Source organism: Nocardioides limicola, from assembly GCF_016827675.1.
Lineage (GTDB): Bacteria > Actinomycetota > Actinomycetes > Propionibacteriales > Nocardioidaceae > Nocardioides > Nocardioides limicola.
On record NZ_JAERJA010000013.1, the window covers coordinates 1 to 24,488 of the forward strand.

At 69.7% G+C, this 24,488-nt stretch carries 20 protein-coding genes, 1 tRNA gene and 1 pseudogene; 14 read left to right on the top strand and 8 right to left on the bottom strand.

Features of this window, described 5'->3' with window-relative positions:
* The 3 genes and pseudogenes from JKG67_RS16580 to ispF form a co-directional block, all read right to left on the bottom strand.
* Positions 1–402, bottom strand: a pseudogene (locus tag JKG67_RS16580) (hypothetical protein); the annotation flags it as partial.
* 523 nt (positions 403–925) lie between these two features.
* On the bottom strand, positions 926–1,819 hold the full coding sequence (locus JKG67_RS16585; RefSeq protein ID WP_203338464.1) for an alpha/beta fold hydrolase: 894 nt from the start codon (positions 1,817–1,819) through the stop codon (positions 926–928).
* Between the two features lie 59 nt (positions 1,820–1,878).
* Positions 1,879–2,355, bottom strand: coding sequence for a 2-C-methyl-D-erythritol 2,4-cyclodiphosphate synthase (ispF, locus tag JKG67_RS16590; protein ID WP_307816612.1), 477 nt, complete (start codon positions 2,353–2,355; stop codon positions 1,879–1,881).
* A 56-nt stretch (positions 2,356–2,411) separates the two neighbouring features.
* Between ispF and JKG67_RS16595 the strand changes: the two genes are divergently transcribed.
* Positions 2,412–3,992 (top strand): molybdopterin-dependent oxidoreductase, encoded by a 1,581-nt coding sequence (locus JKG67_RS16595; protein ID WP_307816613.1) that lies wholly within the window; start codon positions 2,412–2,414, stop codon positions 3,990–3,992.
* On the opposite strand, the gene JKG67_RS16600 is transcribed toward JKG67_RS16595, so the two are convergent.
* Positions 3,993–5,267 carry a C39 family peptidase gene (locus JKG67_RS16600; RefSeq protein WP_203338467.1) on the bottom strand — a complete coding sequence of 425 codons (1,275 nt, stop codon included), beginning with the start codon at positions 5,265–5,267 and terminating at the stop codon, positions 3,993–3,995.
* 122 nt (positions 5,268–5,389) lie between these two features.
* On the opposite strand from JKG67_RS16600, the gene cysS reads away from it, so the two are divergent.
* The 11 genes from cysS to JKG67_RS16655 all read left to right on the top strand — a co-directional run bounded on the left by cysS (position 5,390) and on the right by JKG67_RS16655 (position 18,519).
* Positions 5,390–6,793 carry a cysteine--tRNA ligase gene (gene cysS / locus JKG67_RS16605; protein WP_203338468.1) on the top strand — a complete coding sequence of 468 codons (1,404 nt, stop codon included), beginning with the start codon at positions 5,390–5,392 and terminating at the stop codon, positions 6,791–6,793.
* Positions 6,793–7,734: a 23S rRNA (guanosine(2251)-2'-O)-methyltransferase RlmB gene (gene rlmB / locus JKG67_RS16610; protein WP_203338469.1), complete on the top strand. Its 942-nt coding sequence runs from the start codon at positions 6,793–6,795 to the stop codon at positions 7,732–7,734. The genes cysS and rlmB overlap by 1 nt, the downstream gene beginning before the upstream one ends.
* An 81-nt stretch (positions 7,735–7,815) precedes the next feature.
* Positions 7,816–9,501 carry a metallophosphoesterase gene (locus tag JKG67_RS16615; protein ID WP_238998612.1) on the top strand — a complete coding sequence of 562 codons (1,686 nt, stop codon included), beginning with the start codon at positions 7,816–7,818 and terminating at the stop codon, positions 9,499–9,501.
* An 83-nt stretch (positions 9,502–9,584) separates the two neighbouring features.
* Positions 9,585–10,118, top strand: coding sequence for a DinB family protein (locus JKG67_RS16620; protein WP_238998613.1), 534 nt, complete (start codon positions 9,585–9,587; stop codon positions 10,116–10,118).
* Between the two features lie 40 nt (positions 10,119–10,158).
* Positions 10,159–11,007: an LLM class F420-dependent oxidoreductase gene (locus JKG67_RS16625; RefSeq protein ID WP_203338471.1), complete on the top strand. Its 849-nt coding sequence runs from the start codon at positions 10,159–10,161 to the stop codon at positions 11,005–11,007.
* Between the two features lie 244 nt (positions 11,008–11,251).
* Positions 11,252–12,790 (top strand): ABC transporter substrate-binding protein, encoded by a 1,539-nt coding sequence (locus JKG67_RS16630; protein WP_203338472.1) that lies wholly within the window; start codon positions 11,252–11,254, stop codon positions 12,788–12,790.
* Positions 12,790–14,736: an ABC transporter permease gene (locus JKG67_RS16635; protein ID WP_203338473.1), complete on the top strand. Its 1,947-nt coding sequence runs from the start codon at positions 12,790–12,792 to the stop codon at positions 14,734–14,736. Before JKG67_RS16630 ends, JKG67_RS16635 begins: the two co-directional genes overlap by 1 nt.
* Entirely contained in the window at positions 14,733–15,587 is an 855-nt protein-coding gene (locus JKG67_RS16640) for an ABC transporter ATP-binding protein (RefSeq protein WP_203338474.1), read from the top strand. Before JKG67_RS16635 ends, JKG67_RS16640 begins: the two co-directional genes overlap by 4 nt.
* A 2-nt stretch (positions 15,588–15,589) precedes the next feature.
* Positions 15,590–16,297: an ABC transporter ATP-binding protein gene (locus JKG67_RS16645; RefSeq protein ID WP_203338475.1), complete on the top strand. Its 708-nt coding sequence runs from the start codon at positions 15,590–15,592 to the stop codon at positions 16,295–16,297.
* A complete protein-coding gene (locus JKG67_RS16650) occupies positions 16,294–17,952 on the top strand; it encodes a choice-of-anchor P family protein (protein ID WP_203338476.1) in 1,659 nt (552 codons plus the stop codon). Before JKG67_RS16645 ends, JKG67_RS16650 begins: the two co-directional genes overlap by 4 nt.
* Before the next feature lie 12 nt (positions 17,953–17,964).
* Positions 17,965–18,519, top strand: a complete 555-nt coding sequence (locus tag JKG67_RS16655; RefSeq protein WP_203338477.1) for a hypothetical protein — start codon at positions 17,965–17,967, stop codon at positions 18,517–18,519.
* 7 nt (positions 18,520–18,526) lie between these two features.
* On the opposite strand, the gene JKG67_RS16660 is transcribed toward JKG67_RS16655, so the two are convergent.
* Positions 18,527–19,726, bottom strand: a complete 1,200-nt coding sequence (locus JKG67_RS16660; RefSeq protein ID WP_203338478.1) for a DUF4032 domain-containing protein — start codon at positions 19,724–19,726, stop codon at positions 18,527–18,529.
* Between the two features lie 50 nt (positions 19,727–19,776).
* Between JKG67_RS16660 and JKG67_RS16665 the strand changes: the two genes are divergently transcribed.
* Together JKG67_RS16665 and JKG67_RS16670 are read left to right on the top strand one after the other, a co-directional pair.
* Positions 19,777–19,849: transfer RNA gene (locus tag JKG67_RS16665), tRNA-Thr, on the top strand.
* Between the two features lie 81 nt (positions 19,850–19,930).
* The gene (locus tag JKG67_RS16670) at positions 19,931–20,338 is read left to right on the top strand and encodes a VOC family protein (RefSeq protein WP_203338479.1); all 408 of its coding nucleotides are present in this window, start codon (positions 19,931–19,933) and stop codon (positions 20,336–20,338) included.
* Between the two features lie 174 nt (positions 20,339–20,512).
* On the opposite strand, the gene JKG67_RS16675 is transcribed toward JKG67_RS16670, so the two are convergent.
* From JKG67_RS16675 to JKG67_RS16685, 3 genes are all read right to left on the bottom strand, one after another.
* A complete protein-coding gene (locus JKG67_RS16675) occupies positions 20,513–21,148 on the bottom strand; it encodes a class I SAM-dependent methyltransferase (RefSeq protein WP_203338480.1) in 636 nt (211 codons plus the stop codon).
* A gap of 200 nt (positions 21,149–21,348) precedes the next feature.
* Complete coding sequence (locus JKG67_RS16680; RefSeq protein ID WP_203338481.1) at positions 21,349–22,992, bottom strand: LuxR family transcriptional regulator; 1,644 nt, start codon at positions 22,990–22,992, stop codon at positions 21,349–21,351.
* Positions 22,993–23,111: 119 nt separating this feature from the next.
* Positions 23,112–24,197 (bottom strand): Fic family protein, encoded by a 1,086-nt coding sequence (locus tag JKG67_RS16685; RefSeq protein ID WP_203338482.1) that lies wholly within the window; start codon positions 24,195–24,197, stop codon positions 23,112–23,114.
* Positions 24,198–24,488 lie beyond the last annotated feature (291 nt).

Sequence of the window (24,488 nt, forward strand, 5' to 3'; positions counted from 1 at the left end):
CTGGGGGAGCTTCATCGTCTGGGACGCGATCCGGCGTGCTGCCCAGCCGGGGACCTCACCAGCACGGACCCGGGTCCAGGTCTTCCGGAGTCGGTGGGCCAGTTCCAGACATTCACCCAGATACCGCTTTGCCGATTCGGTGGAGCGGCCGAGGGCGGCGGCGTACTCGATGACCGCGGATTCTGACACCTGAGGGGCACCCTCACCCGCCAGGGCGCAGGACCGGTCCCCGAACCAGTGCCCGGCTGCGTCGGTGTCAGTGGTCGGGGTGTTGATCCCGCAGTACTTCACCGCCGCCACCATCTCGTCCCGGTCGGCCTCCGCGGCCGCTGCCCGGCGGGCGCGCATGAAGTCCAGCACCTCACCCGAGGTGTCGAGATCTTCGAGCTGCTCCGCCTTCATGAGAACAAGCCAACCAGCAGCCTCCGACATTTCCGGGCGACTGGGGGGCGTGGTCTCGATACACCGCCTCGTTCCTCGGCGGCACTCGACCACCGAACGCAGGCGTGGTTTGCCGGTCGGGGGTGGCCTCGATACACCGCCTCGTTCCTCGGCGGCACTCGACCACCGAGGGCAGGCGTGGTTCGGCGGTCGAGTAGCGAGCGCCAGCGAGCGAATCGAGACCCCGGGCGGGCTGGGGGGTGGTCTCGATACACCGCCTCGTTCCTCGGCGGCACTCGACCACCGACCGGGCGGCGGCACTCGACCACCGAAGGCGGGCGGCACTCGACCACCGAAGGCGGGCGGCACTCGACCACCGAGGGCAGGCGTGGTTTGCCGGTCGGGGGTGGTCTCGATACACCGCCTCGTTCCTCGGCGGCACTCGACCACCGAACGCAGGCGGCACTCGACCACCGAAACGAGGCTCGGTTCGGCGGTCGAGTAGCGAGCGGCAGCGAGCGTATCGAGACCCCGGGCTAGGGGGCTAGCGGGGGAGCGCGCCTTCGATCAACTGGATCAGGTGTGAGCTGACGAGTTTGTCGCGCTCCAACGGCAGCATGTGCCCCGCACCCGGCGCCAGCACCAGCGTCGAGGTGCGGATAGCGCCGGTGATGCGACGGGCATGGTCGGCGGGAGTGAGCAGGTCCTTCTCGCCGACGAGCACCCGCGTGGGGATCCCGTCGAAGGCCTTGAGGGCGTCGAATCGGTCGTGGCGCAGCGCCGCAGCGAAGAAGCCCTCCATCGTCGCGGGTGGGCAGTTGATGAGCTGATCGACCACCAGGCCGTGGTCGCGCAGCCGCATCGGCTGGCCGAACAGGAAGCGGCGTACCACCATCCGCTCGATGCGGGGCTGCTTGCGGCGCGCACTCCGGCCGAGGATCCGGGCCCGTTGTGCGAGCACGCTCGGCAGTTGGAACTTGGCCCGCTCGCCCATGTCCGGCAATCCCAGGGTGACCGACTTGAGGTTGCCGGCCGAGGTGGAGCAGAACATCGCGCCACGCACGCGGTCCATCACTTCGGGGTGGTTCTCACCGATCGCCATCATCGTCATGCCGCCGATCGAGTGGCCGGCCAGCACCAACGGGCTCCCGCCGGGGGCGTGGGCGTCGATGAGGTCGGCCATGTCCCTGGCCAGGTTGTCGATGGTGCAGTCGGCCAACGGAGCAGGGTCCGACTGGCCGTGGCCGCGATGGTCCCAACTGAGGATGCCGATCCGATGGCCGAAGTGATGCTGCAGGTCCCGGACCTGGTAGTGCCAGTCCTCGTGGTCGGCCGTCCAGCAGTGCGCGAGCACGACGGTGACGTCGGGCTCGGGCGGGCCGTAGCGGCGTACTGACAGGTTCAACCCGTCGAAGGTGCGGAAGGAGTGAATGCTCATCAGGGGGCTGAGTCTGACATATCAGGGGCCCCGATGTAACGCCGTGTCGCAGACAGAAATCAGGGCGTGGCCCAGACCACCGCTGTGGCGATCGCGGCCACGCCTTCGCCGCGACCGGTCAGGCCCAGGCCGTCGGTGGTGGTGGCCGAGACGGAGACCGGGGCGCCGACGACCTCGCTGAGGGTCACCTCGGCCTCCCGGCGGCGCGGACCCAGCCGGGGCCGGTTCCCGATCACCTGGACCGCGACGTTGCCGATCTCGAAGCCGCCGTCGCGCACCCGTCTGCAGATCTCACCCAGCAGCGCTGCGCCCGAGGCGCCCGCCCAGGCCGGGTCGCCGGTGCCGACCTGGCTGCCCAGGTCGCCGAGCCCAGCGGCCGACAGCAGGGCGTCGCAGGCGGCGTGCGCGGCCACGTCGGCGTCGGAGTGACCGACCAGGCCCTGGGACTCCTCCGGCCACGCCAGCCCGGCCAAGTGCATGGGCTCGCCGTCGGCCAGTCGGTGTACGTCGGTGCCGATGCCTACACGTGGGATCACGTGCCCGATCATGCCGCACCCGCCCGCGGTTCGGTGCAATGCGCAAGAATGGATCGGTGCGGACTTCACGGGGCCTCTGGGCGCTCAGCGGCCTTCTCGCAGGCCTGGCAGGCCTGGCGGTCAGCCACGTCGCGGCGATGTGGCTGACGAACCGCGAAGCGCCCTTGTACGCCGTGGCTGACGGCATCATCCGGCTCACCCCCGGACCTATCGTCCGGTTCGCGATCGACCAGCTCGGCACCCGGAACAAGCCGCTGCTGCTGACCGGGATCGTGGTGGTCCTGATGATCCTGTTCCTGGTCGCTGGGGCGCAGGCCAGAAGGCACTGGCTGCGCAGCGTGCTGGTCTTCTCCGTGCTGGCTGCGGTGGCAGCGGCGGCGGTGCTCGCGCAGCCCGGAGGTGGCCCGTTCGACCTGGTCCCGGTGGCGCTCGCGTTGATGACCTGGCTGGTAGGAGTGGCCGTTCTCACCGGCCCGCTGGTGGACCTCCCCGCCCCCGTCGAGGCCGTCGCGCCCACCGAGGGCGATGTCGGGACAGGGGTGGTCGACGGGCCGCGGGCGGGCCATGCTCGCCGGGCCTTCCTGTTCCGGGCCGGCATGGTGGCGCTGGTCGCCACCTCGGGAACGTTGTTGGCCAACGTGGTCAGTCGCGGTCGCCGCCGCGTCGAGGAGGCGCGCCGACTCCTGCGGCTGCCTCTCACCCAGCCGGTCGTCGACCCGCGCTGGCGGGTCGAGGACCCGCCCGAGGGGGCCACCGGCTGGCTCACCCCCAACAACGACTTCTACCGGATCCACACCGCCGTCGTGGCTCCCACGGTGGACGCTGCCGAGTGGCGACTGCGGATCCATGGCCTGGTCGATCAGGAGGTGGAGCTCTCCCTGAACGACCTGCTGGCGCTCGACGTGGTCGAGGAGTGGATCACCCTGAACTGCGTCTCCAACCCCATCGGCGGTCCGCTGATCGGCAACGCCCGATGGACCGGAGTCCGCACCGCGGACGTGCTCGCCCTGGCCGGCGTACACCCCGACGCGGACGCAGTACTGCAGACCTCCCACGAGGGCTGGAACTGCGGCACCCCGCTGCGGGTGCTCACCGACGAACGGAACTCACTGCTCGCGTTCGGGATGAACGGCCAGCCGCTGCCCATCGACCACGGCTACCCGGTGCGCACCATCACCCCAGGGCTCTACGGCTACGTGTCTGCGTGCAAGTGGGTGGTGGACTGGGAGGTGACCCGGTTCGCCGACTTCACCGCCTACTGGACACACCGGGGATGGGCGGAGCGTGGGCCGGTCAAGATGGCCTCTCGCATCGACGCGCCGCGGGACGGCCAGGCGGTGGCGGCCGGCCGGGTCCGGGTGGGCGGGATGGCCTGGTTCCAGCACACCGGACTGGCCGCGGTCGAGGTGCAACTCGACTCCGGAGCGTGGACCCGCACCGAGTTGGCTGAGGTGCCCAGTGCCGACACCTGGGTGCAGTGGGCCACCACGCTCGACCTGGAGCCGGGCGACCACCTGCTGCGGGTGCGCGCCATCGCCGAGAGCGGTGAGGTGCAGACGTCGGTGGCGGCCGAGGTGGCGCCCGACGGAGCCACCGGGCACCACGTCATCCAGTTCTCCGCACGCGAGGAAGTCTGACTACCAGTTGCCGCGGCTCGGTGGCAGCGACTGGCCGGCGGCATGGATCACGTAGCTGAGTCCCTTCGACCGCGACATCCAGGCACGCTCGAACTGGCTCCTTGAGTAGACCCGCCGGACGCCCGACGCGTGGGCTGCGGCCGGGTCGTTGACGATCACGTCGCCGGTCGAGGTGAACCCGACGATCACCACCAGGTGCCCGTTGGTGGCGGTGATCGGGGCGCCGGAGAGCTGTCCGGCACCGAACGAGATCGACACGATCAGCGGGATGCCGGCGGCGATGAACTCCTCGGCCTCCCGGAGGCTGCGCAGTCGGGTGACGAAGGCGCCCCCGGCGCGGAGCCCGGCGTACGCCGTGTTGAACGGCCAGTTGCCGGTGCCCCGGTAACGGTGGTCGTAGGTGCCGCGGGCCGCATGCACCACCCACGGGTCCGGATGCCCGTCGGCGACCCATGAGTAGGCCTTCTTGCCGGGCAGTCGGCCGTGGAAGGCCAGCACCATCGCCGTGGACGTGGGGGAGCACCAGGCCTGCCCGCCGCCACCCCACTGCTGGTAGCTGCCCTGATGCGCCATCTGGGAGAAGCGCGGCACCGTGAGCTCGACCTGCCGTTTGGTCAAGGGCGCCGATGTGGCCGGGACGGAGTCGGGGAGGCGGGAGGCGGTCGCCCCGATCCGCGTCACCGACGGGCCGTTCTTGGCGCGGGCCACCTTGCGGAAGACGACCCTGACCCGCCAGGCATCCACGGTGTCGTGGGCGAGCCAGGTGTCCACGTCGAGGCGGCCCAGGTCGTCGGGTTGGCTGGCCCCCGATCGTCGGGTGAGGTGGGCGTCGCCGGCGGCCCAGTGGGCGACGGTGTCCCAGGAGCCGACCCGGGCGCCGGATCGCGCCCTGACCAGGATCTTGATCCGTGATCGGCCCGGAGTGCGGGCGTTCCAACTCGGGATGAGCTCGGTCAGGTCGAAGCCGGGCCGCACCCAGGGCGAGGTCCACCGGGAGATCGCCCAGGTGGTGCCGTCCTTGGTGGTACGGCGTGCCTGCGGAACCTCGGCCATTGTCAATCGGCCGTGGGAGGCGACCGTGCCACGGTGCAGGCCCCGGGTCAGCGAGTTGGCGGTCCACGAGTAGTGGTGGATCAGCCGATCACTGCTGGCGACGGCCGGGGCCGCGGGCGCGGCAGCCAGCAGGCCCACCGCCAGCAGCAGGGCGCTGCCGAAGGCAGTGGTGCGGGACCCGATGCGGGCTCGCGCTGAAGGGGTGTGCCGGCTCACGGACATCCACAGATGCTAACCGCAACAGCCCCATCAGCACCACCAGTCACAGACGGCTCTGCGGCGAGGTGGGTGACGACCTCGCGACGGTTGGTGGGTGCAGGCGGGGTGACACCTAGACTGTCCCGGTGACACTGCGCCTCTACGACTCCGCGACCCGCGAGGTCCGAGACTTCGTCCCACTCGTCCCCGGACGGGTGGGACTGTATGTGTGCGGGTTGACCGTCCAGTCGGAGCCGCACGTGGGTCACGTCCGCTCCGGGGTGAACTTCGACGTGCTGCAGCGATGGCTCCGGGCGTCCGGCTTCGACGTCACCTTCATCCGCAACATCACCGACATCGACGACAAGATCCTGATCAAGTCGGCCGACCAGGGCCGGGCCTGGTACAACCTCGCCTATGAGATGAGCCGTCAGCTCACCCAGGCGTACGCCGACCTCAACGTGGCACCCCCCACCTACGAACCTTTGGCCACCGGGCACATCCCCGAGATGGTCGAAATGATCGCGACCCTGATCGAGCGGGGCCACGCCTACCCGGCCGCCGACGGCTCCGGTGACGTCTACTTCGACGTCCGCTCCTGGGCGGCGTACGGCGAACTCACCCACCAGGGCGTCGACGACATGGAGTCCGCCGCTGACGCCGATCCGCGCGGCAAGCGTGACCCCCGGGACTTCGCTCTCTGGAAGGGGCGCAAGGCCACCGAGCCGGAGACCGCCTCCTGGCCCAGCCCGTGGGGCCGGGGCCGTCCCGGCTGGCACATCGAGTGCTCGGCGATGGCCGGCAAGTACCTCGGGGGCGCCTTCGACATCCACGGCGGCGGCGTCGACCTGCGGTTCCCGCACCACGAGAACGAGCAGGCCCAGTCCCGCGCCGCCGGCCACGCGTTCGCCTCCTACTGGATGCACAACGCCTGGATCACCACCGCCGGCGAGAAGATGAGCAAGTCGCTGGGCAACTCCCTCACCATCCCCGCCGTACTGCAACGGGTGCGCGGTGTCGAGTTGCGCTACTACCTGGTGGCCGCCCACTACCGCAGTCACGTCGAGTTCAGCTTCGAGGCACTCGGCGAGGCCGCCGCCGGCTACCGCCGGATCGAGGCGTTCCTGCAACGGGCGGCGGACACGTTGGGAGCGCCACCGGACCACGGTGTCGCCTGCGCCGACTTCGTCGCGGCGATGGACGACGACCTGGGTACGCCGGCAGCCGTGGCCGCGATCTTCGAGGTGATGCGGGAGGGCAACAAGGTGCTCGACGACCCTGTCGCCCTGGCCGGCGCCGCCGGGTCGGTGCGGACCATGCTCGACATCCTCGGCCTGGACCCCTGGGACCCGGCCTGGCAGCGCGGCGGCGCCGACGACGAGAAACTGGCAGCGGCCGTCGACGCCCTGGTCCGTGGCCTGCTCGCCCAGCGCAACCAGGCCCGGGCCGAGAAGGACTTCGCCACCGCGGACCTGATCAGAGACCAACTGAGCGCGGCAGGTGTCGACGTCACCGACACCGCCGACGGACCGAAGTGGAGCGTGTCGTAATGGCCGGGAACTCACAGCGCCGAGGCGCGATCCGCAAGACCGGGAAGGGCAACCCGACCGCAGGGTCGGGCGGCCGGGTTCGCCGCGGCCTCGAGGGCAAGGGGCCGACCCCCCGCGCCGAGGACCGGCCCTATCACAAGGCACACAAGGCCAAGCAGGCTGCGGCCAAGCGGAGCGGCACCAAGCCCCGGCGTCGCAGCGACGACGCCGAATGGGTGGTCGGCCGCAACGCCGTCGTCGAGGTGCTCCGGGCCGGAGTGCCGGTCACCGGGGTGCATGTCGCCGAGGGCGCCGAGCGGGACGCGCGCCTGCGGGAGGCCTTCCAGTTGGCCTCCGAGCGTGGCATCTCGCTGCTCGAGGTGCCCCGCCGGGAGTTGGACCGACTGACCAGCGATGCGGTCCACCAAGGACTGGCGGTGCGCATCCCGGCGTACGAGTACGTCGACCCCGACGGCCTGCTCGACGACGCAGCGGAGGCCGGCGAACCCGCGCTGATCGTCGCTCTCGACCACGTCACCGACCCGCGCAACCTGGGTGCGGTGATCCGCTCCGCGGCCGCCTTCGGCGCCCACGGTGTGGTGATCCCCGAGCGCCGGGCCGCCCAGCTCACCGCGGCCGCGTGGAAGACCTCGGCCGGTGCCGCCACCCGGGTGCCCGTCGCTCGGGTGGTCAACCTGGTCCGCCAGCTCAAGGCCTATCAGGAGGCCGGCTGCATGGTGATCGGGCTGGCTGCCGACGGGGACGTCGAGCTTCCGGACCTGGCGCTGGCCGACGGGCCGCTGGTGGTGGTGGTCGGCTCCGAGGGCGCGGGGCTCTCCCGGCTGGTCTCGGAGACCTGTGACCAGCTCGTCTCGGTGCCGATGTCCAACGCGGTGGAGAGCCTGAACGCCTCGGTCGCCGCCTCGGTCGCCCTCTATCAGATCGCCCGGCTGCGGGACTGAGCCAGCCTGCTTGGGGGCTCTGCCACGATGGGCAGTGCCAGCAGGAAGCACTCCCCTGAAGGGCGGTCCCCCGAGGTCGAGATGGATACCACCAGCGAGCAGCCCCGGAGCAGGCGGAGTGCCCTGCGCTACGCCGCGCTGCTCGGGCTGGTGGCGGTCTGGTTGGTGGTCACCGGTGCGCTCGCACTGACCATCTTCACGAACAGTTCCCGGACCGCGGTGATCGCCAGCCATGACGCCGTGGTGACCCCCACCATGGACGGGCTGGTCACGTTGCGGTCCGGACCGTTCCTGCCCGACATTCGGGTGGCCGCCGGTGGCCGGGTCGGGGCGGACGTGCGACTGGGCAAGACCGAGGCCCGGACCGTGGACGAGTTGATCAACCGGTACGCGTTGATGGCCGCCAACCCCGAGGGTCAGGTGGAACGCCTGCGCTCGATCGTCCAGGAGATGGCCGTGGCTGCCACCTTGCGTGGCCTGGCCATCGCGGTGGTGCCGTTGGTGCTGTGGTGGCTCCTCGGCCCGCAGCGTCGCCGGATGCTGGTGGCTCATGCCCGCGGTCCGTCGGGCCTGGTGGATGTGCTGGTGGTGGCCCTGCTGGCGGTGATCGTGCTGCAGCCCTGGCGCGGTGAGGAGCCGCGTCAGGAGGACGCGGCGATCTGGGTGCCGTTGACGGACTACCTCGACAGCGTGCCGATGTCGGCGGAGGCGGCCGAGGCGATCAGCTGGGTGGAACTGCGTTCCGACGCCACCACCGCTCAGACCCGCCGGCTGCTGCTCAGCCTGGTCGACACCTTCGACACCGGCCAGGCCTTCTATCGGGAGGCGGCCGTCGAGGCGGGCGGGCTCGAGCTCCGCCAGCCCGAGGACGGCGAGACGGTGGTGGTGCTGGTCGCCGACCGGCACGACAACATCGGCATGGACAAGGTCGCCCGAGCCGTCGGCGACGCGGCCGGAGCGACCGGCGTACTCAATGCCGGTGATGACACCTCCACCGGTCAGCCGTGGGAGGCGTTCAGCCTCGACTCGGTGCAGGCGGCCTTCGCTGATGTGGATCGCTGGGTCGCCCCGGGCAACCACGACCATGGCGAGTTCGTGCCGAGATACCTCGCCGATCGTGGCTGGCAGGTGCTGTCCGGTGAGGTCGTCGACGGGCCGGACGGTGGGCTGATCCTCGGCCATCACGACCCCCGCGCCAGCGGGTTGGGCAACTGGCGCGACGTCAGCACGGTCACCCTCGCCGAGCGGGCCGAGGAGTTGGCCGAGGCGGCCTGCGCGCATCCCGAGCGGATCGGCACGCTGCTCGTCCACGACGCCGCGATGGGACGGATCGCGCTCTCCCGCGGCTGTGTCGACCTGGTGCTCGGCGGCCACCTGCACACTCGGGACGGCCCGCACGAGGTGGTGGGCGAGAACGGGATGGTCGGGCACCGGTTCACTGTCGGCACCACCGGCGGTGCGGCGTACGCCGTCGCCGTGGGCAGCAAGCCACGCCGCCCCGCGGACATGGCGCTGATCACCTACGCCGACGGCCGGCCGGTGGGGCTGCAGGGCGTGATGCTGCAGACGAACGGCGTGTTCGTGGTCTCCGACTGGGTGCCGCTGCGGCTGTCGCCGCTCGTCGACGAGACCGACGTCGAGGAGTCTGACCTTCACGATTCCGACGTTGAGGACGGCGGCGAGGACGACGCTGAGCCCGACGGCGACGGCGACGGCCGGCCGGAGGAGACCGAGACCGACGTCGAGGACCCGGACGGCTCGAACTGACGCGCCGACATTGGCGCGGCATCAACGACAGTTGGCCGGATCGCCCGCCGTGCCGGCGGGGATCCTCACTCACCATGGCAGCCATGAGCGAGATGCCTGACTGGGAACGCGACGCCAAGGACTGGACCTGGGTCCTGGACCAGCCCTGTCCCGAGTGCGGATACGCCGCGGCGACCGTCGCTCCGACGGAGGTCGCCGGGGCCATCCGAGCCAACGCGGCGGCCTGGGGGCCACCGCTGGCCGGGGCGAACGCGACTCGGCGACCGGCACCGACCATCTGGTCGCCGACGGAGTACGCCGCCCACGTGCGCGACGTGCACCGGGTCTTCGGCGTCCGGGTGGGGCTGATGCTGGCTCAGGATGACCCGGTGTTCGAGAACTGGGACCAGGACGCCACTGCGCTGGAGGAGCGCTACGACCGTCAGCGGCCGGCGCAGGTGGCGGCCGAGTTGGTCGAGGCCGCCGAGCAGGTGGCCAGGCAGTACGACGGCGTCCGCGGTGAGGCGTGGCAGCGCGGCGGCACCCGCAGCAACGGCAGCGGGTTCACGATCGCGAGCCTGGCCCGCTATCACCTGCATGACGTGGTCCATCACCTGTGGGACGTCAGCGAGAGGTGACCCCTACCAAGAAACTGAAACGTGTTCTACCATCGCTGGCATGCGCAATGGAATCGTCCTGTTCACCAGCGACCGCGGGATTCGGCCGGCCACTCTGGCCAAGGCGGCCGAGGAGCGTGGCTTCGACACCTTCTATGTCCCCGAGCACACGCATATCCCGGTCAAGCGTGAGGCCGCCCATCCGGGCACCGGCGATGAGACCCTCCCCGACGACCGCTACATGCGGACCCTGGACCCGTGGATCTCGCTGGCCAGTGCGGCCCAGGTGACCTCGACGATCCGGCTCTCCACCGCGGTCTGCCTGCCGGTGGAGTCCGACCCGATCACGCTGGCCAAGTCGATCGCCACCCTGGACCACCTCTCCGGTGGCCGGGTGACCATCGGCGCCGGCTTCGGGTGGAACACCGACGAGCTTGCCGACCACCACGTCCCGGCCGCCAAGAGGCGCACCGTGCTCAAGGAGTACGTCGAAGCGATGCGGGCGCTGTGGACGCAGGAGGAGGCGTCGTACGCTGGGGAGTTCGTCTCCTTCGGCGCTTCCTGGGCGTGGCCGAAGCCGGTGCAGGCGCACATCCCGCTGGTGATCGGCGCCGGCGGCGGACCGAAGACGTTCCAGTGGATCGCCCGGCACGCCGACGGCTGGATGACCACCCCGCGCGAGGAGGGGATCGGCGACAAGGCTGCTCGACTCAAGGAGGCATGGGCCGAGGAGGGGCGCAGCGGCCAGCCGGACATTCGGGTGCTGATCGCCGCCAAGCCCACAGCCGAGGACTTCGTCTCCTGGGAGGCGGCCGGGGCCTCGGAGCTGATCTGGGGTGTGCCGGACGCCGACGAGGCCGGGGTGTTGACCTACCTGGACAAGTTGGCCGGCCGGATGGGTCTGGGGTGACGTGGCCACCTGTCGAGACGCCCCACTTTACAAAAAGTAGAACCTGTTCCATTCTTGGTGATGTGGGTCACGCTGGACACGGCCTGTCTGGACGCTCGTCAGGAATGCAGTTCGGACTCTCGGACCGCCGAAACCCCGCACCACAACTGAAGATCGCTCCGCGATCGGGCCCTGTGAACGCCGTCACTCCTCGGTGCCTCGATCGTTGTCCTGCTAGTACGTGTTCTAGGTTCCGGAGGGCCGGATGAACCATCTGTCCAAGGCGGCTCGTCGCCGTCGGTACGCCGCTGGCGTTGCCGTGTTGAGTTGTGCGCTGGTGCTGGCTGCCTGCGGCTCTCGACTCGACCCCAACGACGTGGCTGCGGTGCACGGTCAACCGGGTGCGAACCCCGGCGTCGGCCAGCCGGGTGAGGCGCCCGTCGACCCCGGTGCGCCCGTAGACCCCGGCACCCCGGGTGACCCCGGTGACGAGGGCGGCGCCGGTGGCGACGACCAGCCCAGCGGCGGCGACGGTGGTGTCTCCGGTGGCGGTGCCCCCGGAGCCGGCGGCGGGAACACCGGCGGCGGCGGTGGCGGCGGCGGGAACACCGGCGGCGGCGGCGGCGGCGGTGGCGGCGGCGGTGGCGGTGGCGGCGGTGCCGCGGGCAGCTGCGACGGCTTCAAGAACGGCCCCGGGATCACCGACTCCACGATCACCATCGCCAATGTGAGCGACATCTCCGGCCCGGTGCCCGGCCTCTTCGAGGCCGCCCAGGACGCGGTCCGCGCCTACGTGGCCTACTTCAACGCCACCAGCGACATCTGCGGCCGCAAGCTGGCTCTGGAGACCTACGACAGCCGCACCGACGCCGGTGCCGACCAGCAGGGCTACGCCAACGCCTGCAGCAAGGCCTTCGCGGGCGTCGGCTCCATGTCCGCCTTCGACTCCGGTGGCGCCTCGACCACCACCAACTGCGGGCTGCCCGACATCCGGGCCTCGATCGTCACCAAGGCCAGGGCCACCTGTGCCACCTGCTACGGCATGTTGCCGGTCAACCCGAACCAGTTCCACAACACCTTGCCGGACTACATGAAGAAGCTCTCCCCCCAGGGCTCCCAGAATGCCGGCTTCCTCTACCTCAACGCCGGCGCCGCCGCGGAGAACGCGCGGGTCCAGCACGAGGCGATGACCAAGCGCGGGATGAAGTTCACCGTCTTCCAGAGCATCGACGTGGCCGAGTTCAACTACTCGCCGTACGTGCAGGAGCTGAAGAGCAAGAACGTCGGTGTGGTGCAGTTCATCGGCGCCTACCAGCAGGCTGCTCGACTCGCTCAGGCGATGCACCAGCAGGGCTACAAGCCCGACGTCTACGTCCTCGACCCGGCCGCCTACGACCAGAAGTACATCCAGGCCGCGGGAGCCGGCGGTGAGAACACCGTGCTGTTCATCCCGTTCGTCCCGTTCGAGGAGGCCTCCTCGAGCCAGGAGATGCAGCTCTACCTGCAGTGGCTGCGTCAGGTGAAGCCGGGCGCGACGTCGGACTTCACCGGTGTCTTCGCCTGGTCGGCCGCCAAGCTCTTCACCGAGCGGGCCCGTGCGTTGGGTGGGAAGCTCAACCGGGCGTCGATGATCGCCGAGCTCAAGAAGGTGGACAAGTGGACCGCCAACGGCCTCCACGCACCGCAGCCTGTGGGTGCCAAGAACACCGGCGACTGCTATCGGTTCGTGAGGGTCAAGGGCGGCAAGTTCGTGGCTGACGGTGGTCGTCAGTACCAGTGCAACGGAGTGACGAGGATCGGCTGATGACCTCCCTGCTCGCCTTCACGGTGCTGGGCCTGTTCACCGGAGCCGCCTACTCGATCGCGGCCAGCGGCCTGGTGCTCACCTACGCCACCACCCGGGTCTTCAACATCGCGCACGGCGCGATGGGCATGGTGATGGCCTTCACCTTCTGGGACCTCGCCTACCGGCAGGGCATCCCCACCCCGGTGGCGCTGTTCCTGGTGCTCTTCGTGATCGCCCCGGCGATGGGCTGGTTCGTGCAGCGGGTGATGATGCGCGGCCTCGGCGAGGCCCCGGTCAGCGTCTCGCTGGTGGTCTCGGTCGGTCTGTTCGTCGGACTCATCGGACTCGCCCAGCAGGTGTGGCCGCCGGCCGCGCGGACGGTGCAGCCGTTCTTCGGCGAGGCCTCGATCTCGATCTTCGGCGTGGTCGTCACCGCGCACCAGCTGATCACCATCGGCCTGGCCGCGGTGGTGGCCGGGATGCTCTACCTGCTGCTGAACCGGACCCGGATCGGCACCGCGATGCGGGCCTCCGTGGACAACCACCAGTTGTTGCAGCTCTACGGCGGCAACCCCGAACGAGTGGCCGCGCTCTCCTGGGCGATCGGAGCCTCGCTCGCCGCGTTGGCCGGCATCCTGCTGACCCCGGTGATCGGCCTCGACTACTTCGAGCTCACCCTGCTGGTCATCAACGCCTACGCCGCCGCGATGCTCGGCCGGCTCAAGAGCCTGCCGATGACCTTCGTCGGCGCCATGTCGCTGGGCGTGCTCCAGTCCTATGCGGTGGCCTACCTGCCCAGCTCCGGCCAACTCGCCGGCCTGCGTGCGGTGGTGCCCGCGATCTTCTTGATGGTCATCATCATCGCGCTGCCCCAGGCGCAACTGCGGATCGGCCAGGTCAAGGGATTGGTGTCGGTCCCGGTGCCGTCGCTGCGCCGGTCGTTGCTCACCGCGGTCGGGGCCGTCTTCCTGGCGCTCGCCGTCACCGTGGGTCTCTCCGACGCCAACCTGCTGCTGGCCGGCACTGCGGCGACGTACGCGATCGTGATGCTCTCGCTGGTGCTGCTGACCGGCTACGGCGGCCACCTGTCGCTGTCCCAGTTCACCTTCGCCGGCGTCGGTGCCGTCGCCTACATCCAGTTGGGCAGCGCGAACCTCTTCGGTGTCTTCATGGCCGCGGTCATCGCCGCGCTGGTCGGTGCCCTGGTGGCGCTGCCGGTGCTCCGGCTGACCGGTCTCTACCTGGCGCTGAGCACTCTGGCCTTCGCGGTGGTGATGGACAAGTTGGTGTTCCAGGCCGACTTCGCCTTCTCCACCGACGGGTTCCTGGAGGCCGAACGGCTCTCGGTGCTCGGCGTCGTCATCACCAACGACACGTCGTACGTGATGCTGATGATCCTGGCCTTCCTCGCTGTCGGCATCACGGTGCTCGCCGTGCGCCGCGGCCCGGTGGGCCGGATCCTGATCGCGATGCGCGACAGCCCCGCAGCCTGCGGCACCCTGGGGCTGGACCAGCGTTGGTTCCGCGTGGCGCTCTTCGGTGCCTCGGCCGGCATCGCCGGCCTGGCCGGCGCCCTGTTCGCCAGCATGCGTGGCACCATCGCTGCCGCCGAGTTCAACGTCCTGGCCAGCCTGCCGCTGCTGCTGATCGCGGTCGTCTGTGGCGTCACCTCCGTGACCGGGGCGGCGTTCGGTGGCATCCTGTTGATGCTGATGCCGGTGGTGAGCTCCAGCAACCCGGGCCTAGCCGGCCTCGTCTTCGCGGTCGTCGGCTTCGGAGCGGTGGCGCTGGGCCGGAACCCCAACGGTCTGGCCAGCCTCGGCTTCCTGGCCGGGCGCAAGGTGTGGGGCAGGTACGGCGATCGGTTGCCGATCTGGACCGCAGAGGACGTGCCGCCGGCCCAGACCGGCCCGTCCCAGACCGATCCGCCGCAGGCCCGACCCGAGGAGGTGACCACCCGATGAGCATCCTCGAGGTCGACTCTGTCGTGGTCAGGTTCGGCGGCGTGGTGGCCGTCAACAACGCCAACTATGCCGTCGCCGAGCAGCAGATCACCGGTCTCATCGGCCCCAACGGCGCCGGCAAGACCACCTCCTTCAATGTGATCACCGGACTGCAGAAGCCCACCGAGGGCCGGGTCCGGTTCCAGGGCAAGGACATCACCGGACTGCCGGTGCACCGGCGCGCTCGGATGGGCATGGGTCGCACCTTCCAGCGACTGGAGGCCTTCGGGTCGCTGAGCGTCCGGGAGAACGTCCAGGTCGCCCGGGACATCCATGCCGGGTTGCGGGGCATCTTCCGATCCGGCCGCAGCGACGTCGACGGAGTGCTGGAACGCGTCGGCATCATTCAGTACGCCGACGAGCGCGCCGACAACGTGCCGACCGGGGTCGCCCGCCTGCTCGAGCTGGCCCGCTGCCTGGTCGGCGACCCGAAGCTGCTGCTCCTCGACGAGCCCTCCTCGGGCCTCGACGAGAGCGAGACCGACGAGTTCGGTGAGTTGCTGAAGGACCTGGCCGCCGAGGGGCGTGCGATCTTGATGGTCGAACACGACATGGATCTGGTGATGAGCGTCTGCGACGAGATCCACGTCCTGGACTTCGGCACCATCATCGCCACCGGTGATCCTGCCGAGGTGCGCAGCAACCCCAAGGTGCAAGAGGCCTACCTGGGCGCCAGTGTCGAGGACCATGACGCCTCAGGCGCCGGCCGACATGTCGCCGAGGACCTGACCGAGCAGACGCTGGTCGACATCCCGGCGGCCGAGCAGACCACCGTGGTGCCGGCAGTCAACGACCAAGGGGTGAGGGGCTAACCATGAGCGTGCCGATCCTGGAGGTCGTCGACGTCCACGCGGCGTACGGGCGCATCGAGGTGCTGCGGGGCGTCGACCTGCGGGTGCCCCGGGGCAGCGTGATGGCGTTGCTGGGCCCCAACGGCGGCGGCAAGAGCACGCTGCTGAAGGTGATCAGCGGTCAGATGGAGGTCACCTCCGGCGACGTCCACCTCGGTGGCGTCAACGTCAGTGGGGCCAAGCCGGCCGAGCTGGCGCGCCTGGGCCTGTGCACCATCCCCGAGGGTCGCAGCGTCTTCCCGAACCTCACCGTCGAGGAGAACCTGCTGCTGATGTCGTATGCCGGTGTCCCCGCGGAGCAGGTCCTCGAGACCGCCTTCGGCTACTTCCCGCGGCTCGAGCAGCGACGCGATCAGCTTGCCGGCACGATGTCCGGCGGCGAGCAGCAGATGCTGGCGATGTCGCGGGCGCTGGCCTCGGACCCGGCGCTGCTGCTGCTGGACGAGCTCTCCATGGGACTGGCGCCGTTGATCGTGGAGGAGCTCTACGAGACCGTCGGACAGATCGCCCAGTCCGGGGTGTCGATCCTGTGCATCGAACAGTTCGCCAAGACGGCCCTGGCCGTCTCCGACTACGCGGCCGTGATGGTCGGGGGACGGGTGATCGCCTCCGGCGAGCCCGATGAGATCAATGAGAGCATGGCCGACGTCATGCTGGGAGGTGCCGCATGAGACGGATTCTTGCCACGCTGGCTGCCGGGGGGATGACGGTGCTCGCCGTCCCGCTGCTCGCTGCCGGACCGGCCTCGGCAGAGCCGACGTACGGCGGATTCCAGGCCGAGGCCTGGGCCACGCCGGTGCGCATCGAGCTCTATGAACCGACGATCCCGATTCCGGTCGACCCGGGCAAGCCGGAGCTCGACTTCAACCTCTCCTTCACCCGCACGCGTGGGCAGACCGGTCAGCTCTCCAGCCTGGGCAGCTGGATGTGGCCCGGCGACGGAGTGGGTCAGGGCTTCGCGACCTTCGGCGCCGAGCTGGGGCTCCCGGAGGCGTTGACTGCCGACGGCTACCCGATCCAGGTCAACGCGCTGCAGCCAGGCGGGAACGGCAACGAGCGTCAGGAGCCGTTCCCCGGCGCCGTGATGCGTGCTCAGGCCAGTGACTCCGAGGCCCGCGCCCAGGCCGGCTGGTCCACGGCCGGCGAGATCGGCGAGGGCAATGGTGGTGGCGGCGATGCTCCCGGCGGCCCTGGTGGCCTGGGCGACATCCTGGACAATCTGGGCGGGCTGCTCGACCCCGGCCAGCTCGGCACGCTGCTCGACCTGCCGCTGCTCGGCGGAGGGAACTCTGCCGGCCTCGGTGCCGGGCTGAGCCAGCGCGTGGCCGGTCTGGCCACCGCAGAGGACTCGATGCCCGGGCTGCCTGACGGACTCGACCTGCTGATCGAACTGGGCGGGATGAGTTCGACCAGCCGGATCACGCTCGGTGACGAGGACGTGACCAGCGTTGCTCGCAGTGCCCTGGGCGACGTCTCGCTGCTCGGCGGACTGATCAAGCTGGAAGGGATCACCACGGTTGCGCGGGCCATCGGCACCGAGGGTGACGCCCGCGCCAGCAGCAACGCCGAGGTCGGTGCCATCTATCTGGCCGGCCAGAAGTTGGCCTTCGACGACGAGGGCGCGGTCGCGGGCGGCCAGAAGTTCGTCTTCCCCGGCCTGCCGGTCGAGGCCAGCGATGCGCTGAGGCAACTCGGCATCTCCATCACTCTGCCCACCGCCACGCGGCAGGTGGACGGGATGCGCGGCACTGCGGCCAGCGAGGCGGTGCGGATCGAGATCGACACGGTCACCGTCAAGAGCCTGCTGGGCCTGTTGCCGCTGGCCGACGTGCTCGGTCTGCTGCCCCCGGAGCTGGGCGAGTTGCGGACCCTGCTGGACACCATCATCAACCTGGGACCCAAGGTGGTCATCCGGCTCGGCAACGCGGCCGCCACCACCGAGACCGTGGAGCGGTTCGAGTTCGACTTCGACAACAACCCGATCCCCGAGGTCCCCGACCCGGTCGACTCCGGTGACACCGGCGGCGGCGACGCCGGTACCGGTGACGGCGGCGTGCCTACCGAGGTCGACCTCGGTGACTTCGGTGGCGCCGGCGGCGACGCGGTCGGTGGCGTGCCACCCGGCGCGCTGCCCGACAACCAGATGGTGGCCGGTCCCGGCCTGCCGCCGCTGACGACCATCCCCGGTCTGCTCTTCTGGGGTGGCCTGGTGTTCGGCGGTCTCGCCGGTGCCTGGCTGCGCCGGATGGGGCTACTGGTCCTGGGCGGCGGGGCAGCCTGCGCCCATGGCTGTGAGACCGGACTACCCGACCTTCGTGCGATCTGAGTGGAGCAGACGATGACGACTACGACCCAGACCCAGGCCGAGGCCCGGTTGGCCCTGCTGCCGCGAGCGCAGGGCCGGGATCGCGGCGACGGAGTGGCTCCGCTGCGCGACAACGGGTACCGGCTGGTGCAGGTGGTCCTGTTCTGGGCCGGGGCAGTGCTGCTGCCCACCGGCCTGGTGGTGATCATCCTGGGCTGGTACGGCGCCGCACACACCCCGTACCAGTACGACCAGCTGTCCTACCTGGTCTCCGGGGGACTGCTCGGTGTCGGGCTGACCTTCTGCGGCGGGTTCCTCTACTTCGGCGCCTGGCTGGCCCGGATCGCCGCCGACCAGCGTGAGTCGGCCAAGCGACTGTCGGACACGTTGTTGATGCTGGCCGAGGTGACCTCGCGGGTGGCGTCGGTGAGTGGACCCAAGGAGGTCGCCGGGATCCCGGTGATCGCCGGCAACGGCACCACCATGCACCGTCGGGACTGCTCCCTGATCGCGCACCGTGAGGACCTGACGCCGGTGCCCGAGGACGAGGCGGGTCACCTCACCGCCTGCCGCCTCTGCAACCCCTGAGACCAGGTCAGCCGAAGGCCTCCTCCGGCCGATGCGGGAGCACGTGATCGACCCAGTCCCGGGCGGCGGCGAAGATGTCCACCTCGGTGCCGGCGTTCTCCGAGAGCCGCCACCGGTGCTCCAGCACCTCGTGGAACACCTCGGCGGGTTCGAGCTTGCCGCGTGACTCGGCCGGGACCAGCGCAGTCACCGGCCGGTAGACCTCGGTCAACCACCGTTGGGCCACCACCGGGCGGTCCACGTCGTCGAGTCCATGGGCAGCGGCGTAGGCCGCCAGGTCGCCGAGCAGTCGTCGGGCCTGGTTCTCCTCCACGTCCATGCCCGTGAGCGCCCGCAGTTGCCGGCAGTGGTGGCCCAACTCGACCACTCGCGGCTGGATCCGCACGGTCTCACCGTCGAAGTCGGTGACGATGTCCAGTTCGTCGACGTCGAAGCCGAGGCTGCCGAGCCGCTCGATCCGCTGCTCGATGCGCCACATCTCGTCGGTGGTGAACTCCTCGGCGCCGGTGAGCTCGCGCCACAACTCGTCGTACCGGACCCCGATCAGGTCCACCACCTCGTGGGCCGCCACCTCGGCGTCCAGGTCCTGGCTGGCCTGCAGGTCCAGCAGCTCCGCGAAGACGTTCTCGCAGGCCACCTCCAGGTCGTGCTGACGAAGCCGGGGGGAGAGGGTCTTGTTGAGTTCGCCGGTCTCGGCATCCACCAGGTACGCCGCGAACTCGCCGGCGTTGCGCCGGAACAGCACGTTGGACAGCGACACGTCCCCCCAGTAGAAGTCGGCCAGGTGCAGCCGGACCAGCAACACCACCAGCGCGTCGACCAGTGAGGGGAGGTTCTCCGGGCGCAGACCATGCGCGAAGAGACTGCGGTAGGGCAGCGAGAACCGCAGATGCTGGGTGAGCAACGCGGCCGGCAGCGGGCTGCCGTCCGCCGCGGTGCGGCCAGCGACGACGCCTTGGGGGACCACCGCGGGCAGCCCCATCCGATGCAGGTCCCGCAGGAGTCGGTACTCGGTGAGCGCGACCTGCTCCTCGGTCTCCTTGACCGCATAGATCCGGTCCTTGACCCGGACGATCCGGACCACATGCCGGGAGAGCCCGCGGGGCAGCGGGACGAGATGCTTCTCGTCCCAATCCGCCAGGGGCGTCGACCACGGAAGCCGCACGATCGACGGATCCGGGCGATGCGCCACGATCCGCAGAGCCACGGTGCCAACCCTACGACTACGATGTGCTCCGCCGCGCGTGTTGCGGCACTGCCGGTGTAGCTCAGTTGGTAGAGCGCCTCACTTGTAATGAGGATGTCGCGGGTTCGACTCCTGTCACCGGCTCAAGGTCACCGGCTCCGTGCGAAGCCCTGCCCGTGCCACATCACTCCCCACGGCGGGGCCCCATCGGGGAGGATGGGGCGGATGGACGTCCTCAGCAGTCGGATCCTGCTGCGCCCCTCGGACCCCGAGCGCAGCCGGCGCTTCTATCGCGACACCCTGGGTCTCGCGGTGCACCGCGAGTTCGGCGACCCGGACGCGCCCGGGCTGGTGTTCTACCTGGGCAACGGTCTCCTCGAGATCAGCGGTCGGGCGACGGAAGCTCACGGCCAGGGGATCGCGCTGTGGATACAGGTCCGAGACGTGCACGCCGAGCATCGCCGTCTGGTGGAGGCCGGTGTCACGATCCTTCAGCCGCCGCGAGTCGAGCCGTGGGGACTCGTCGAAATGTGGGTGGCGGATCCAGACGGTGTCCGGATCGTCCTCGTCGAGGTCCCGGACGACCACCCGCTTCGGCGGGACCAACGCGGTCTGCCCGCACCTCCCGGCTGAGCGGGCGCGGATCGTGCTCTTGGCCGCAGACGGGGTAGCGAACACGCGGATCGCGGAGCTCTTCTGGAGGATCTCGTGCCACGCTGCCGACACCTGGTCCTGTCCGTCGCCCCATGCCCACGTGGCCTCGGCCGGATCTGAGGTCGAGTTCTCGTGGAAGCTATGCCGTCGTCATCAGCGGTCAGCCGGCTGTGGTGCTCGGCTGAGCCGGTAGAACACCTCGCTGAACTTGAAGGCCTTCGCGACGGGGTCCGGGTCGGTGTCCGCGTCGACGACGTCCGTGATCACCCAGTCGGGGAACGCTTCCTCGACGTCACCCCGGGTGCACCCGCGGGGCAGCGGGCCACGGTTGCGGGGTGCGAAGCAGTCGAGGATCAGGGTGGCGTTCCTCGACGTGATGGCCGTGACCTCGCGCCCCATCGCCAGCCGCTGCTCCGGGTTGAGCCCGTGGAACGTTCCGGTGTCGACCACCAGGTCGTAGCCCGAGCCGACGGCGGACTCGAGGTCGTGGGTGACATCGCCGACCACCGCCCGAATGTCGACTCCGGCCTCGCGGATGTGCTCTTGCGCGCGTGCCACAGCCTTCGGGACGTTGTCGACACCGGTCACCTGCCAACCCCGCCTTGCCAGGGGAACACCCCAGGTCGCCTGGCCGCAGCCGAGGTCCAGCGCCTTGCCGTACGGCGGCTCCTTGCCTCGCTCCTCACGCTCGAACAGCCCCATGAGCGCGTCGGCGAAGGGCTTGTGATGGGCCAGGTCCTCCCACGGGTGGAAGCCGACTCGGTAGGACATCTTGTAGAAAACGTTCATCACTGATCTCCTTCGCAGACGATCACTGGACGACGGCCGGCTGGATGTTGGCGATGAGGACGCTCGCCTCGCCGCCCCCGACGCGGACCGAACACCCTCATCGACTCGCCGGCCGTCTGCCGCGACAGGCTGGGCATCGATTCCTCCTTCCCCCGATGTTGCGACGATAGAAGAACGCGCGGATCGCGGCATCGGCGAAGTTACCCACGATCGTTTGGGCCCTGATGTGGGTACCGCCGTGAGAGCAGGTCGGACTCGTAGGCCGCCGCGGTCGCCGCCGCGCGCGACGAGACGCCAAGTTTGGTGAAGATGTTGCTCATGTGCCGGTCGACTGTGCGCTCGCTCAGGCCGAGCTCGGCACCGATGGACCGGTTGGTGTGACCGGCGGCCACCAGCCGCAGCACCTGTTGCTCCCGCGCCGTGAGCTGCGCCGGCCGATCGCCCCCGAGCGCTGCCAGATCCGGGCGGGCTCCGAGCCGTTCGAACGTCGCCCGCGCTTCATCGGTCTCCAGCCGGGCGCCCTCGTCGTCGCCCAGGGACCGGCGAGCGCGACCGATCAGCACCGCACATCTGGCTACCTCGTACGGCGCAGCCAACTCGCGGAAGCCGTCGCTCGCCTTCCGCAGGTCGCCCAACGCGCCTCTCGGGTCATCCTCGGCCAGGCGCACGGCCCCACTGGCTCGTCGGGCTACCGCGTCGAGCATCGGTGAGGAGAGACCGGACGCGACCGCCGCGAGCTCGGCTGCGCCTGACTTCGCGTCGACCACACGGTCATTGGCCAGCATGATCTCGACGAACGCGTCCAACAGCCAGGAGCGGCCGATGGGGTCCTCAGCCTCGGCCAGCGCGCGGTCGATGGCCTGAGCCGCGTCCTCACGACGGCGCTGGCGCAGGCGCAGCAGCGCCAACCCAGGTTGTGGATCTCGCCCGGCACTGCTCGCCTCCCGATAGCAAGCCTCCGCATGGTCGAACTCGCCGAGCAGGCGGTGCAGCTCGCCTTGCTGGTAGACCGCAGCGCCGTACGGCAGCTGCCGGAACGGCTTCGCCAAGCGGGCCCTCGCCACACCGGCCTGGGCCATCGCCTCAACCCAGGCACCTTCGAGTTGGAGGAACTCCGATCGATGGACCTGGCAGACGCCCGCGAAGGGCACGAGGTCGGGTTGTGGGGCGCACCAGTCCGTGAGTCCCTTGGTCCACGCCCGTCCACGCTGTACGTCGAAGAGGTCGTAACACGCGTCGATCGCAGTGCAGTAGCTGTCGCCGACCGCGATGGGCGACATCGCCGCCGACCGCACGACCAGCATTGCCTCATCGAGCAGTCGGACGCCGGGCGTGATCTCGCCCAGGAAGATCTGCACCCGACCGAGCGAGAGTCGGGCCAGAGCCGCGAGCTCGTCGTCGAGCCACAGCGAGGCTATCTCTGCGGACCTTGCCAAGTCCGTCGCGGCGGTGTCGAGGTCACCCTCGAAGGCCGCCCGGAGTCCCGTCAGGTAGGCCACCCGACCCGCCTCGATCGAGTCCGGCGCAGCCGGCTCGACGAGACGTTCGATGCGTGCGATCCAGCCGTTGCCCTCAGGCTGGTCGAAAGCGTTGACGAGCCGGAAGGCCAACCAGAAGGCGCAGCGCATCGCTCCGGGAACGTCACCGGAGCCGAGCCGAGCCTGGTGGGCGCGCGTCCACGCGTCGTCGCCGACGGGGTTGATCCCCACCAGGTAGGCGCTGACGCCAAGACGCTCGAGGTCGTCGACGTCCAGGCTCTCAAGCAGCGCCAGGAAGCCGTCGTACGCCTCACGCCAGGCGTGACGCTCATACGCGGTGCGTGCCAGGGCGAGAGCGGCCTCCATAGCGCTATTAGAGCAAGTCGTCCACCCTGACCTGAGGATGTCGCGGGTTCAACTCCTGAACCAGCACACTGGACCAGCACACTGTCACCGGCGCCGCGCAGAACCGGTGCCGCAAAGGGTCAGCCTGTCCTCGAGATTCGGTGCGCACGCTCGGCGAACCGGTCGAGAGCGTCGAAGACGTCGGTCGCCTGCCAGACGACGTTCCTCTTCTGAGCTTCGCCGTGGACGGTCTTGGGCTTGGAGAGGGCTCCGGCCTCCTGGAGTTGGCGAAGCGCGTTGTCGGCTGCCGGCTGGGTGACCTTGAACGTGTCCTGGATCAGCTTGGAGGTCACTGACGGCTGGCGGAGCAGGAACGGCAGCACCCGCCACGCGGCCGCGTCCCGGCGGGCTCGGAGGTTGTTCGCCCAGCCGCCGTGCAGCGTCGTGAGGTCGGTGGCGAGTTGCCGGCCGTTGCGAACGGCGGCGAGTGTCGCCCGGTTGAACTCTTCGATGATCGGGTTCGGGTTGCCGCTGCGGTAGGCGGTCAGTGCGTCGTAGTAGGCGTCGGTGTCGGACAGCAGTCCGGCAGACACGGGAACAGTGGTGCGGGTGGTCGCTCCACCGTTGCGGAGCATGAGGTGGACGAGGGCTCGACCCGCGCGGCCGTTGCCATCGTTGAACGGGTGAATGGTTTCGAACTGGGCGTGTGCGAGGGCCGCCTGTGCCAGCAGGGGGAGGTCGGTCCGCTCGGAGAACGCGCAAAGGTCCTTGATCGCCCCGTCGATCCTCGAAGCCAGCGGCGGGACGAAGTCCGCCCGATGTGGTGAGTAGTCGGTCCCGCCGATCCAGACCTGCTGGTCGCGAAACTGCCCCGGCTTGGCTTGGCCCTGGCCGTGCATGAGAGCTTCGTGGACGGCCAAGATGTGGCGGCGGGTGAGGGGGCCGGTGAGTTCGAGGGCGCGGTTCATCGCCGCGACATTCGCCTGGACAAGGCTGGCGTTCGACCCGACCTTGGCCAGTCCGATGTCGGCCAGCGACAGGGCCCTCGCGCCGACAGTGATGTTCTCGATCTGTGAGGACGAGGCGGACTCGGTCCGAAGCAGGACTGCGGAGAGGGGAGCGAACTCCCCGTCGAACATGGCGGAGAGTTCAGCGTCGAACCGCGTGATCGCCGCCCGTGCGTCTTCCGCCCTCGCTGCAACATCCGACTCGATCGCGAACCGCATGCGCGCTATGGTCGCGGGCACCGCCGCCCGGTAGGGCCTTCCGACGGTCGACAATCGCGAGCGATCCATCGCCTGGACAGGCGTCGTTGGCTCCCAGGCCACGTCTTCCCAGGAGAGCCTGAGCCGGTCCGTCTGTGTCACATCGATCCTTGTCTTGCCGACGCCTATAGATAAGGGTAACTCACTATCCTTATCTAAAGGCGAATGTGAATCAGGACCGTCACCCTCCGGATCCGCATCGCCCAGACGGACCGCCCCGGAGGATCTCCGGCCTCGAGCAATTCCCGCAAA